This window comes from Psychrobacter sp. PG1, assembly GCF_014897815.1.
Taxonomy (GTDB): Bacteria; Pseudomonadota; Gammaproteobacteria; order Pseudomonadales; family Moraxellaceae; genus Psychrobacter.
Genome location: NZ_JABUZG010000084.1, coordinates 270,781 through 283,719, shown reverse-complemented (window position 1 = coordinate 283,719; position 12,939 = coordinate 270,781). Strand labels below are relative to the sequence as shown.

Annotated in this window: 10 protein-coding genes and 1 pseudogene; 4 read left to right on the top strand and 7 right to left on the bottom strand. The window is 43.6% G+C overall.

All coding sequences use genetic code 11. From position 1 onward, the window contains the following. Positions 1-63 precede the first annotated feature (63 nt). On the top strand, positions 64-375 hold the full coding sequence (locus INT03_RS14360; protein WP_045451872.1) for a YeaC family protein: 312 nt from the start codon (positions 64-66) through the stop codon (positions 373-375). 86 nt (positions 376-461) lie between these two features. On the opposite strand, the gene INT03_RS14355 is transcribed toward INT03_RS14360, so the two are convergent. The 5 genes and pseudogenes from INT03_RS14355 to INT03_RS14335 form a co-directional block, all read right to left on the bottom strand. Beyond that, a complete protein-coding gene (locus INT03_RS14355; protein ID WP_045445094.1) occupies positions 462-836 on the bottom strand; it encodes a HopJ type III effector protein in 375 nt (124 codons plus the stop codon). Positions 837-958: 122 nt separating this feature from the next. After that, positions 959-1,126 (bottom strand): annotated as a pseudogene (csrA, locus tag INT03_RS14350) (carbon storage regulator CsrA); the annotation flags it as partial. Positions 1,127-1,495: 369 nt separating this feature from the next. Then, the gene (locus INT03_RS14345; protein ID WP_055124395.1) at positions 1,496-2,782 is read right to left on the bottom strand and encodes an aspartate kinase; all 1,287 of its coding nucleotides are present in this window, start codon (positions 2,780-2,782) and stop codon (positions 1,496-1,498) included. Between the two features lie 325 nt (positions 2,783-3,107). Beyond that, on the bottom strand, positions 3,108-5,780 hold the full coding sequence (gene alaS, locus INT03_RS14340; RefSeq protein ID WP_193009460.1) for an alanine--tRNA ligase: 2,673 nt from the start codon (positions 5,778-5,780) through the stop codon (positions 3,108-3,110). 164 nt (positions 5,781-5,944) lie between these two features. Continuing rightward, positions 5,945-7,714, bottom strand: a complete 1,770-nt coding sequence (locus INT03_RS14335; RefSeq protein WP_087814155.1) for a DUF389 domain-containing protein — start codon at positions 7,712-7,714, stop codon at positions 5,945-5,947. 291 nt (positions 7,715-8,005) lie between these two features. On the opposite strand from INT03_RS14335, the gene INT03_RS14330 reads away from it, so the two are divergent. Then, positions 8,006-8,218: a hypothetical protein gene (locus INT03_RS14330; protein ID WP_087814154.1), complete on the top strand. Its 213-nt coding sequence runs from the start codon at positions 8,006-8,008 to the stop codon at positions 8,216-8,218. 115 nt (positions 8,219-8,333) lie between these two features. Here the strand turns inward: INT03_RS14330 and INT03_RS14325 are convergent, their stop codons facing one another. Further along, positions 8,334-9,773, bottom strand: coding sequence for a L,D-transpeptidase family protein (locus tag INT03_RS14325; protein WP_087814153.1), 1,440 nt, complete (start codon positions 9,771-9,773; stop codon positions 8,334-8,336). 290 nt (positions 9,774-10,063) lie between these two features. Here INT03_RS14325 and prmB point away from each other — a divergent pair, with 290 nt between their 5' ends. Further along, entirely contained in the window at positions 10,064-11,230 is a 1,167-nt protein-coding gene (gene prmB, locus INT03_RS14320) for a 50S ribosomal protein L3 N(5)-glutamine methyltransferase (protein ID WP_045451878.1), read from the top strand. A 144-nt stretch (positions 11,231-11,374) separates the two neighbouring features. Further along, positions 11,375-12,478, top strand: a complete 1,104-nt coding sequence (gene aroC / locus INT03_RS14315; protein WP_193009459.1) for a chorismate synthase — start codon at positions 11,375-11,377, stop codon at positions 12,476-12,478. A 151-nt stretch (positions 12,479-12,629) separates the two neighbouring features. Here aroC and INT03_RS14310 read toward each other — a convergent pair whose 3' ends face one another. Then, complete coding sequence (locus INT03_RS14310; RefSeq protein ID WP_193009458.1) at positions 12,630-12,830, bottom strand: hypothetical protein; 201 nt, start codon at positions 12,828-12,830, stop codon at positions 12,630-12,632. Between the last annotated feature and the right edge of the window lie 109 nt (positions 12,831-12,939).

The window sequence follows — 12,939 nt, the reverse complement described above, 5'->3', positions numbered from 1 at the left end:
CTCTTTTATATAAAAACGTTATAAAAAATATGTTATAAAAAATAGTAGTGGAGAATAGGCAGGATGGATAAGCAAACGATATTAGCAAGTTTAACGCCAGAAGTGGTGGATAAATTCCGCATGGCGATTGAGTTGGGTAAGTGGCCTGATGGTCGCAAGCTGACCGCTGAGCAGCGCGAGACCTGTATGCAAGCGGTGATGGTGTGGGAGCACGAGCATCTACCACCTGCTGAGCGCACAGGCTATATTCATAAGCCAGTCAAAGACGATGGTTCTATCGTCGGGGCAGAATGTGATGTCGAGCATGAGCATCATTATCCAAACATGCCTAATCCGAAAGGCGCAGTCCAACCCGTCAAGTTTCGTGATAAATAGGCTGATGGCTAAATTTTCTAATAAAAAATGAAGCACATAAAAAAGGCCACGCTAATCAGCGTGGCCTTTTCTTATTTAATAATTTTTTAAAGCGCCGTCGTATCAACACTAGGGCGAACCGTTAATGGGTTTTTTTGCATCAAAAACCCTTGCCAGCCCCAATGTAAAAAATTGCGGATATTGGCATGGTCAGTACCGTTAGGAGTTGCTTGAACTTTGGCATAATGCTCGCCAAACAGTTTTAGCGTGTCCAATTGGTTCAGACCATGGTGCTTGGCAAAGCCAAAAATTTTCGCACTACCTTCATTTTCACCAGCTGCATTGTGTACCATACCGTTCACAAACGGGGCAGGTGCGTAGCGATAAAAATCATCAATAAAACTGATGACATCATTGAATCCAATGGCTTTTTTATCCAAACCATTAAGTAGAGCCGATACATCTGATTGGCGGATACTCATAAATAAATGACCTCAGAGCAGATTAAAAAGTGAAAGTATGTAACTTAGCGATTGAAATAGTCTTCGTCATCAAATGAAGGCGCAAAATTGCCCTGCTCAAGATGTTGCATTTGCGACTGTACAGAACGCTCATGCTGAATACGTTGGTAAATCTCTTCGCGGTGTACGGCAATATCTTTCGGTGCATTGACACCGATACGTACTTGATTGCCTTTGACACCTAGGACCGTCACACTGACCTCATCACCAATCATTAGCGTTTCGCCCACGCGGCGTGTCAAAATTAACATGCGTCACACTCCTTATGTCGCATCAACAAATTATTACTCATCAGATTACTTCTCAATTGCAGGACATTACCGCAGCACTAGAAAGACAATGTATCAATGACAACCACAATGCTTACTATTGTGCCAATAGCGGTAATGATAGGTAGATTCATTTAGCCCAAATGAAAGCCCCATTATAGGGGGCATAACAGAGACTGTCACGGGTTTTCACAAAACTATTGGGTAAATACTCACCCTAGCAATAATAAAAAATAAAAATAGGATCTAAAAAGACCCTATTTAAATTAATACATTGTTGAAAGTAATTGATACTGACTTAATGCATAACTGTTAATGCTAAATCGATTATTCTAAGCGTTTTAAAATAAGTTATAGCCCAGCGATTTTACTTTCGCCATCTTCACGATCCAGACCAAATGCGGTATGTAGTGATTTAACGGCTTTTTCTAAATACTGTTCTTGGATAAGGACAGACACTTTGATTTCGCTGGTTGATATCATTTGAATATTGATATTGTTTTCAGCAAGCGTTTGGAACATGAGGCTCGCAACACCAGCATGAGAGCGCATGCCGACGCCGACTAAAGAGACTTTAACGACTTCATCATTAGCCAATATCTCTTTAGCACCGATCTCATCTTTGACTTCATTTTCCAGTACTTTCATGGTTTTGTCCATGTCAGTACGGTTGACAGTAAAAGTAAAGTCGGTGGTGCCATTGGTAGAGAGGTTTTGCACTATCATATCAATTTCAATATTGGCACGACCAATCGGGCTTAGGATAGCAGAGGCAATACCAGGATGATCAGGTACACCGCGCACGACTATTTTTGCTTCGTCTCGATTAAAAGCGATACCTGAGATGATTGCCTGTTCCATATTGTCTCCTTCGTCTATCGTAATTAAGGTGCCGACATTGTCTTGAAATTCTTGGTCGAAGCTACCATCGTTGTTTTCATCAAAGCTAGATAATACGCGCAGTGGTACACCATATTTACCCGCGAATTCTACCGAACGAATCTGTAAAATCTTAGAGCCAAGACTTGCCATCTCCAGCATTTCTTCAAAGGTAATTTTTTCAAGTTTTTTGGCTTTTGAGGTTACACGAGGGTCAGTGGTATAAACGCCATCAACATCGGTATAAATCTGACATTCATCAGCACCCAAGGCAGCAGCAATAGCGACACCTGTGGTATCAGAGCCGCCGCGCCCTAATGTGGTCGCGTTGCCTTCGTCATCAATACCTTGAAAGCCTGCGACGATGACGACATTGCCTGCATCAAGTTGCTCACGGATATTTTTGTCATCGATGCTTTCGATACGGGCTTTATTGTGGGCATTGTCCGTTTTAATCGCGACTTGACGACCAGTAAATGAACGAGCGCCTACACCAAGCTCTTTAATCGCCATAGCAAGCAATGAAATCGATACTTGCTCACCGGTTGAGACCATTTGGTCGTATTCACGGGGATCAGGCTGAGTGCTAATTTGGCGTGCTAGATCAATCAAACGGTTGGTTTCGCCGCTCATAGCAGAGACGACAACAACTATTTGATGACCGTTGTCATGCCAGCGTTTGACTCGTTTGGCGACGTTTTTGATGCGGTCGATACTGCCCATCGAGGTGCCGCCGTATTTCTGTACTATTAACGCCATAAAAATCTACCTATTATTCATTAATGGCCTTTTATTATCATCAATGAGAGCCAATATGCGGATGTGACGCTCAATCAATGCTTGTATAGATAAAGCCGTATTATAAGAATTGCGCCCATGCTTTTCGTTTATGTATTCAGTAGTGCTGACTAGGTAATGCACGCACGATGCATATAAACGTTGACCTTTATATCATATCTACGTCACAACGTTAAGTGCCCGTAGCGCTTAGATACATGGCGATTGGTTATAACCGTTATAACCAATCGCGTATCTTATGCGTAGTAGACCCAAGTGATGCGCTGTATTCATGTTTTTTTCAGGACTAGCTAAGCTGAGTTTCAATCCAAGCAGGTAGGGCGTTGATAACCGCGGTACTGTTGCCAGACTTTGGCGCGCCGCCTTGTGCGTAATCTGGCTTACCACCACCTTTACCGCCCAGCTCACCTGCCAAATGACGAATGATATCACCAGCTTTTACTTTAGCGGTGACTGATTTTGCCACGCTTGCAGCTAGGGCTAACTGTTCGTCTTTATCACCAATCAATACAATCACGCCATCAGGAAGTTTAGATTTAATATCGTCCATCAGGGTGCGGATAGATTTGCCGTCGATACCGCTTAAGGTACTGATAAGCACCGGCGTGCCTGCGATGGTCTGCACTTCATCGAGTAAATTGGCTGCTTGGGCGCTGGCAATTTTTTGCTCTAAGCGCTCCAGTTGTTTCTCAAGTTCGCGCTGCTTATCCGCCATGGTACGTACGCGCTGTGCCACTTCAGGACGTTTCACTTTTAGCTGACTGGCAAGCTCGCTCAGCTGCTGCTCACTTTGCTGAATGTTTTTAATCGCATTCATGCCAGTGACAGCTTCAATACGGCGGATGCCAGCAGCAATACCTGATTCGCTGGTAATTTTTAGCACACCGATATCACCAGTACGTTTAACGTGCAAACCACCACAAAGCTCAATAGAGAAGGGCTTGCGCTGACCATCGACGATACTGTCAGTGCCCATGGTTAAGACACGAACGTCACTGCCATATTTTTCGCCAAACAATGCCATAGCGCCTTGTTTCATCGCTTCGTCAATAGACATATTCTCGATGCGAGCAGGGGTGTTGGCTTGAATTTGCTCATTGACTAAGCGTTCGATACGCGTAATTTCAGCAGTGCTGACAGGCTTGTCATACGAGAAATCAAAACGTAAGACTTCGCTTGATACTAATGAGCCTTTCTGTGTGACTTCATCACCCAATACTTCTCTTAATGCGGCATGCAATAAATGCGTGGCAGAGTGGTTTTTGGCACTAGCCGCACGGATGCTGGACAAGACTTGCGCATCGGCTGTTTGTTTGGTGTTAATGTCACCCATGGTCACGACACCGTAATGGATGATGGCTTGACCAGATTTTTTGGTATCTTGCACTTCAAAAACGCCAGTTGCAGTGCGGATTTCGCCAAGCTCACCAACTTGACCACCACCTTCAGCATAAAACGGTGTACGGTCAAGTACCACGACGCCTTCCATGCCCTCAGCTAAGCTGGCTGCTGGATTGCCATCTTGATACAGCGCATCAATCGTCACGCCATCTTCTGCAAGCTGCTCATAACCGATAAAGGTCGTTGGGTTTTCTACTTGAATGACACTGCTATAATCAACGTCGAATTTGCCAGCATCACGAGCACGCTCACGTTGCGCTTGCATATGCTCATCAAATTCAGCTTCATCAATAACAATACCGCGCTCACGAGTGATATCCGCAGTCAAATCGACCGGGAAACCATAAGTATCGTACAGTTTAAATGCGGCTTCCCCAGATAACGTGTCGCCATCTTTTAGACCTTCCAGCTCGCTGGCAAGTAGACGTAAGCCTTGTGCCAAAGTTTTGGCAAACTGTGCTTCTTCCTTTTGAATGGCATTTTCAATGACGCTTTGCTTATCTTTTAGCTCAGGATACGCCGTACCCATTTCAGCAACCAAAGGCGCGACCATTTTATAGAAAAACTCACTGTCAGCACCAAGTTTATTGCCATGACGTACCGCACGACGAATGATACGGCGCAGTACATAACCACGACCTTCGTTGCTTGGTGTCACGCCATCAGCAATCAAAAATGAAACAGCGCGAATATGGTCAGCGATGACTTTTAATGACGATTGTTGCTGGTTTTCAATCTCTAAAATCTCAGCCGCCGCATCCATCAAATGTACAAATAAATCTATCTCGTAGTTGCCATGGACGCCTTGCATGATGGCGCTGATACGCTCAAGTCCCATGCCAGTATCTACGCTTGGCGCTGGTAGCGGTAGCATAGAGCCGTCTTTTTGACGATTAAACTGCATAAAGACGCAGTTCCAAATCTCGATATAACGGTCGCCATCTTCTTCAGGTGTGCCCGGTAGACCGCCTTCGATATCGGCACCATGATCATAAAAGACTTCAGTACAAGGACCACAAGGACCGGTATCGCCCATCGTCCAAAAGTTGTCTGAGGCGTAAGGCGCGCCTTTATTATCGCCAATACGAATAATGCGCTCGCTAGGAATACCGATGTCTTTATGCCAAATATCAAAGGCTTCGTCATCGGTCTCATAAATGGTCACATACAAGCGATTTTTATCAATCGCAAGCCATTCGTCCGAGGTTAAAAACTCCCAAATATAGCCAATACCGGCTTGCTTAAAATAATCGCCAAACGAGAAGTTGCCAAGCATTTCAAAGAACGTATGATGGCGCGCCGTATAACCGACATTATCCAAATCATTATGCTTGCCGCCAGCACGTACGCACTTCTGCGAGGTCACCGCACGGGTATAATCACGTGGCTCCATACCCAAAAACGTTTCTTTAAACTGATTCATACCGGCATTGGTAAATAGCAATGTCGGGTCATTGTGTGGAATCAAACTCGATGAGGCGACGGGGGTGTGCTGCTTGCTTATGAAAAAATCGATAAAAGCTTGACGAATATCGGCTGAGCGAAATGGCTGGCTCACAGCGGCTCCTTACTGGCGAATAGAATTGAGTAAAATAATTTTGCAAACGATTTTAGCACAAACGCCCAAGCTCTTGGTACAAGAGTTACAACGGCTAGGTTATTCTACGCATGTAGATGCTCGATGGATTTGTAGCGCATCTTAAAGCCAGTTGGTCAAAAAAGCTAATTGGTCAAAATCGCCGCATCAGTCTTATCCAGTTTATCTTGTATCAATGGATTAGACTCAATGACTTGTACTGGCAAGTAGCGTAGCTGTAGCTTAATGGGTAAATACTCAGGGAAATTCTCTGCCATATCTTGAGCAATGACGGTTTCGATTTGCCGTACATCGTATGAGGTAGGCGTCGTCTCTCCGCGAATGACCGCACGTACGACTTTATTTTCTTCTGAAGTATCAAACTGAGTATTGGTCAGCACGTTGCCTTTGTCGATAAAGTAGCTATTGATGGCTTCTTTGACGCTACTCTCAAAAACCTGTTGTTTGGCATTGGTCTGTAGGTTGATGGTCAAATATGTCCCTAAGCCACCTAACAATAATAACGTCACCGCATTACGCCGTAAAAAGGTCAAATAGGTGCTGGATTTATAATCGTCATCGACCAAACGGCGAAAGCCTAATAACCAAAGTACTAAAGCATTGGTAAACTGGATAGCAATAATATTGGTTAGCGCCAGTAGCAGTGCCCCAAGTCCAAGCTGCGTCTCGCCATTGGCAAATAAGATACCACTCGCGGCAAGAGGTGGCACCAATGCAGTGGCTACCGCCACGCCGACCACTGCCACTGATAGGTGCGGTGAAACCATCGCATAAGCACCAGCAGTACCCCCTGCCAGCGCAATCATTAAATCCATCGAGGTTGGCTGAGTGCGCGATAATATCTCTGCGGTCAGTGGCTGATCTTTGTGTAACCAGCCGACGATAAAACCAACCAATACCACTAAGGACACACCAACGATAACCGTAATCAGTGATTTACGTAGCAATGGCATACGATGATCAATAATCGCTAACGCTATGCCAGTAATGGGACCTAACATCATGGCAACCAACATGGCGCCAATGACGACGGCAGCTGAATTGGTCACTAACCCATAACTGGCGATGATGGCAGAAAGTATATTCATAATGAAATATATTTTGCTAGGCAGAGCGTTGGCCTCGATTCTGACCCGTACTTCTGGATAGTCTACCTTTTGATTGCTGAATTGCTCGGCAACAAATTGCTTATAAGACTCCAATTTAGCTTCTTTTTTTTCTTTAATCTCGTCTTCTAGTTCTTCCTGATTATCAACTTTATCTTTCACAGTATTTTTTACGATAGTGTCATTATTTTTAGGCGTGTCTGGCTGTTTATCAATTGAGGACGGTTTTGCGTTGTTACTATTTGCTTTGCTTTCTTGCTGAGGGTTATCAGAGATAGGATAAGTGCTCTGTGCATCAGCGGGGGCACTATCCTCTGCCTCTACCGTTACCTCAGCATCTTCTTGAGAATTTTGCTCGTAAGCGTTATCTTCTTCTGCTTGAGCATGTTCTGCTGATACATTTTTTAGATTTTTATGATTGGGCGCTGTTGTCGATTTTAACGATTCATTGGATAGTGGTGTCTCAAGCCCAGTGATTTCAAGTTTAGTTGTTTCAGACTCATTGTTGGGCTGAGCGGTTTCTAACGTTGCCACTACCTCGTCAGCACCAATGGACTTTATCGCTATCGTTGTTTCAGGCGGCTGTGCACAAGCCATATCCTCGCCACAGTCATTGTCATCATGAGTCTCTGAGCTTTTTGAAGACTCAGTATGTTCAACAGTGCTATCTAGTACAGAGCTATCATCTGCGTCAGTTAGCACCACTTTTTTGTCTGAATAATTGGCCGTGCTTGAGGCATCTTTTATAACTGAAGAATCATTAGAGGGTTTGTTTTCAGGTGAGGTCATGGCAAATAGCTTTCTTAAAAAGTAAAAGAAAGACATTATTGTAATGATAAAAAGAGGACAACGTATGGGTTTTTTACCACTAAATAGAGCGCAGTGTCATTAAGTAGTAATACTTAAAATAGTAAAATTATGCATCACTAACTTATAACAATAAAAACCTTAACTTTAACAGGGTTTTTTATGCTTAGTCACCTACTATAGCTGGCTCGCAGGTTTATAGGAAATACTTACTTTCTTTGTGGGTTTAGTGTATAAAGGTACTATATCCACAATAAAAATGAGGAATAAGTTATGAACTGGCCATTATTCTCTGTTATCTATTCAATCGCAGCAACCGTTACCATTGGCGTTTTTATGATTGGCGCTTTAGTCACAGGTTTTAATGAAATACCTCATATCCAAATAGCAGTAGCATTGGGCGTTTTGGTGTCCATCCCTGCAGGCATGTTTTTTACCAAAAAAGTCGGTAGCATTACTGGTAATGAAGAAGGCTATAAAGCATAAAAATGAATAATGTTGTCAATTTAAATCAATAAATCCGATTATCAGCCATAAAAAAAGACCTTGATAGTAAGGTCTTTTTTTATTCATCATTTATGACTTATTAATTAAGCTCAATTTATTTAAGCTCAACAGTCGCGCCATTTTCGATATTGGCGTAAACCTCTAACACATCCCAGTTGGTCAAACGCACACAACCTGCAGAGGCTTGGCGACTGATGCCTTCAGGCTTTGGTGAACCATGAATACCATATGAAGGTTTAGATAAGCCCATCCATACGACGCCAACAGGGCTATTTGGTCCTGGTGGTAGCATATGTATTTGTTTGTCTGCGCCTTTACCAACGGTTGCTTTGTACCAAGGCATTTTCACCTTGTTAATGATTTTAAACGAACCTTGTGGCGATGGTGTGGCATCGCTACCGATTGTCGTTGGGTAAGTAGCCACCAGCTTATCGCCGTTATAAGCATATAATGTCTTATCGGCTTTATTGGCAACCACACGGTTAATGCGCTGCTTAAGTGGTGTACGGGTATTTAAAACAGTGATGGTTTCGCCCGCTTTATACTGCTTATTTTTATTCAGCTTATCTAAATAACGCACATCCATATGGAAGCGCTCACCAAACATCTCTTTAATGTCTTGATAGTATAAGCCTTTCATTTTGGACTTGGCTTCTGAACCTGCAGGTGTGCTAGCAAAGTTGGTCTTAATATCATCTTCAGTGATGGTGTAAGTCACGAGTACCGGTTTATTCGCTGGGATATTTTTATTTAACGCATCCCACGTTTTTTGATCCATTTTACCTGTGGCTGGCAGACCTTTCATGGTTTGAAAGTTGATCAGCGCTTTTTTACTGTTCATGCCCCAGCCGCCATCGATAGCGCCAGGAGAAGCATGGTTCCAATCAAGCAGTGCCTGCATTTTGATTGTCATTGCCGAGTTAACTTTCATATTCGGTGTCCATGTGGCACCGTTTACTTGTTTGGCATAATTCGACAAATTCAGCGTGGTATGTTTTTTACCATTAACATCTTCGATGCTTTTGATAGAAGTATCTGCTGGGCTAGTATCAGATATGGCTGCGGTAGGGGCAGCGACGGCTTGACCTTCACTAATATCGTCAGTGCTATCAGACTGCACATCCTTACGAGCCAGTTCTTCTACCGTCATGTTATCAGCACTGACTGCTTGTTGCGCTGTCTCTACATCGACTTCCTGCTTTTCGTCAATCAGCTGAGTCATACGGTCAGGCATATTAGGCTTTAAAGCAGGCGTGGCTACGACAGGAGCACGACCATCGATTGAGCTACTGCGATTCTCTTGTACATTAAGGCTGACTTTTTTGGCAATGCTAGGCATTGAGTCAGCGGTTCGTACTGGTAAGGTGCGCGTATTATCATCAGGTGCGGCAACGGCGCTGACACTGGCAGTAACGACAGCAATTGATATAGCGGTAATAAGAGGCTTCATTTTCATCATATTGGGATACTTATGGTTATAACTAATGGGGCTATTATGCGCATAATTTGAATGCTTCGCAAACTTTTGACACATCTTTTTTCATTAAAGTCTTGCCAAACGTCAACCGTTGACGTATTCACTACAGTTGGGCAATAACTGAGCGAGGGTATGCATAAGATGATGCGCTATTCTTACTTACAATCCTCATTATTCACATTGTTTTTAGAGCCATTTTTATGAATATAAAACTGCAAAAATTGGCGCAACTTAGCGTTTATGTCTATAATGGTGAATAAATTTTTATTTAATAGATCGGCTTTTAATAAAAGGCGTTTTAACCCATCCGCATGTAGTCAGTGAACATGTAATCAGCAAGGTGCGATATGTCAGAAGACCAAACAATGAGCGCAGAAGAATTTCAAAATCAATACTTCAATGACGATGGTCTAGAGAGTGAAATGGTGTTTGATTTAGAGAGTGGGATTCTGGGTGAAGACGATCAATTTGCCAATTTGCCTGCAGAATTAGAAGAGGCCCGCGAGCAATTGGTCAGTATTCGTGATTTTATTCGCTTTTCGGTCACCCAGCTTCGTAATTATGATGTGGTCGTTGCACAAGGCACCACCGATGAGTTTGCTGAAGCATCCGCCATTGTTTTGCATTCTCTGGCTTTAGACTGGTCAGCCAATGAGCAGATTCTCGATTGTCGCTTGACCACATCAGAGAAGCAGTTGGTACTGAGTTTGTTAGAAGAGCGTATCGCTGAGCGTAAACCATTAAGCTATTTGATCAACTTATCATACTTCTGTGATTTGCCTTTTTATGTCGATGAGCGGGTGCTAATTCCAAGATCGCCTATCGCAGAATTGATTCGTCAGCAGTTCCATCCATATTTTGATGTCAATGAGCTTGCCAAACCACTTGGTAAGAGCGTCAACGAGCAGGCTGCTGCATTTTATGATCACGGTTTAGAGGTCAAGCAGCTGTCGCAGCCTGAGCGTATTTTAGATTTATGCACTGGCTCTGGTTGTATTGCTATTGCACTTGCGACGCGTTTTGTTGATGCGCTGGTTGATGCTGTTGATATCGATAAAAGTGCGCTTGAAGTAGCCATGGTTAACGTCGATCATCATGATCTTGGGCATCAGGTTAATGTGATTGAGTCCGATCTGTTTGCTAAGATTCCTGCTGAACACCAGTATGAGTTGATAGTCACCAATCCGCCGTATGTTGATGCGGCTATTATGGCAGAGCTGCCACCTGAATTTTTATATGAGCCAGAGCATGCGCTAGCCGCGGGTCAAGATGGGCTGGATTTGGTGCATCGTATTTTGTTTGAAGCGCCAGATTATCTGAGCCCTGAAGGCTTGTTAGTTTGTGAAGTAGGTGATAGTGAGTGGGCATTAAAGCAAGCCTATCCTGAAATTCAGTTTGATTGGTTGAAATTTGCCCACGGTGGTCACGGTGTCTTTGCGATTACTTATGATGAGCTTATGGCACATCGTGAGCTGTTCAATGCTTACGTACAACTGTTAGATAGCATTCAATAGAGCTATAAAGTAACAAAGCTATCAAGCAAGAGAACTATTGAGCAATAAAACCATCGAGATTTACGCGATACTTAAAAATCGACTTCATTACTTAAAAATCGACTTCATTACTTAAAAATCGACTTCATTTGTTTAAGGATAAATATGGCAGGCAATAGCATTGGACAGGTTTTTACAGTCACGACTTGTGGTGAGTCGCATGGTGCAGGTCTTATGGCAATCGTCGATGGCGTGCCGCCTGGCTTAGTCTTATCCGCAGATGATTTGCAAATCGATTTAGATCGCCGCAAACCGGGCACGTCTAAATACTCTACCCAGCGCCGTGAGTCCGATGAAGTTGAGATTATTTCTGGTGTGTTTGAGGGTAAGACGACCGGCACCTCTATTGGCCTGCTGATTCGTAATACCAATCAAAAGTCCAAAGACTATGGCGAGATTAAAGACACGTTTCGCCCCGGTCATGCCGACTATACCTATAGCATGAAATATGGCTTTCGTGATTATCGTGGCGGCGGGCGTTCCTCAGCGCGCGAGACTGCGATGCGCGTGGCGGCAGGTGCTATCGCTAAAAAATATCTACAAGAGCGCTTAGGTGTGCAAGTCCGTGGTCATGTCACCCAAATTGGCAGTGAGTACAGCAATGTCCTAGACTCAAGCCAAATTGATTGGGACTTTGTGAATAGCAATCCGTTTTTTTGCGCCGATGCCGATGCTGTCAGTCGTTTTGAGACCTTGATAGATAGTTTACGCCGTGAAGGCACTAGCTGCGGGGCACGCCTAGAGATTATCGCTAGCGGTGTGCCAGTCGGACTTGGCGAGCCAGTATTTGATCGTTTGGATGCAGATATTGCCCATGCGATGATGAGCATCAATGCTGTTAAAGGCGTTGAGGTCGGCGACGGCATGGCAGTGGCAGGACAGTTCGGTCATAGCTCTCGTGATGAGCTGACACCAGACGGTTTTACTGCCAATCATGCTGGTGGTATTTTGGGCGGTATCTCTTCAGGGCAAGACATCCGTGTCAGTATTGCCCTGAAGCCAACCTCTAGTATTACGACGGCTGGCAAGAGTATCAATACACAAGGCGAGTCGGTTGATATGTTGACTAAAGGTCGTCATGATCCTTGTGTAGGGGTACGTGCCACGCCTATCGCAGAAGCCATGCTGGCCATTGTTTTACTCGATCACTATTTGCGCCATCGCGGCCAAAATGCGGATGTTAAGCCGCCAGTAGCATCTATTACTTAGATTGTTTACCGTAAAATTATAAACCCTCTATTATTTCTAACTAGTGTTTCTAACTAGACATGATAGAGGGTTTTTTTGACTGATTTTTTATAAATAATTAACAAGCCAGCAACTTAGTTGATAAGATTTAATCAGTAAATTGAATGAATTCTTAAGCTGCTACTTGATAGTGGTCAACTGCCACACATTGCTGGTGGCGAAATACCAATAGTAGTTGTTGACTGGGAATGGCTAACCAATGCCCAAAAGCGATACTATCAATCCCTTCATCTGACAGCGCTTGTAGGCAAAAATGGCGACTACCGCCTAAACAGTTTTCTATAATTTGGTTTTGTTCAATAGCGTCTTTCATGGTCTTTCTATCCTTAATAGGGGTTACGAATTTGAATAACGCTATCGTAAAACAAGCAGATAGAAAACCTGTGTAGGAATGATGGAAAATTCATGGACTGGCATAGATG

What these genes read in the sequence shown, in the direction of transcription:
- INT03_RS14330 (WP_087814154.1), top strand. Translation starts at nt 8,006, where the DNA reads ATGAACTGGCCATTATTCTCTGTTATCTATTCAATCGCAGCAACCGTT.
- INT03_RS14325 (WP_087814153.1), bottom strand. Translation starts at nt 9,773, where the DNA reads ATGTGTCAAAAGTTTGCGAAGCATTCAAATTATGCGCATAATAGCCCC.
- INT03_RS14335 (WP_087814155.1), bottom strand. Translation starts at nt 7,714, where the DNA reads ATGACCTCACCTGAAAACAAACCCTCTAATGATTCTTCAGTTATAAAA.
- INT03_RS14310 (WP_193009458.1), bottom strand. Translation starts at nt 12,830, where the DNA reads ATGAAAGACGCTATTGAACAAAACCAAATTATAGAAAACTGTTTAGGC.
- INT03_RS14355 (WP_045445094.1), bottom strand. Translation starts at nt 836, where the DNA reads ATGAGTATCCGCCAATCAGATGTATCGGCTCTACTTAATGGTTTGGAT.
- INT03_RS14345 (WP_055124395.1), bottom strand. Translation starts at nt 2,782, where the DNA reads ATGGCGTTAATAGTACAGAAATACGGCGGCACCTCGATGGGCAGTATC.
- INT03_RS14360 (WP_045451872.1), top strand. Translation starts at nt 64, where the DNA reads ATGGATAAGCAAACGATATTAGCAAGTTTAACGCCAGAAGTGGTGGAT.
- aroC (WP_193009459.1), top strand. Translation starts at nt 11,375, where the DNA reads ATGGCAGGCAATAGCATTGGACAGGTTTTTACAGTCACGACTTGTGGT.
- prmB (WP_045451878.1), top strand. Translation starts at nt 10,064, where the DNA reads ATGTCAGAAGACCAAACAATGAGCGCAGAAGAATTTCAAAATCAATAC.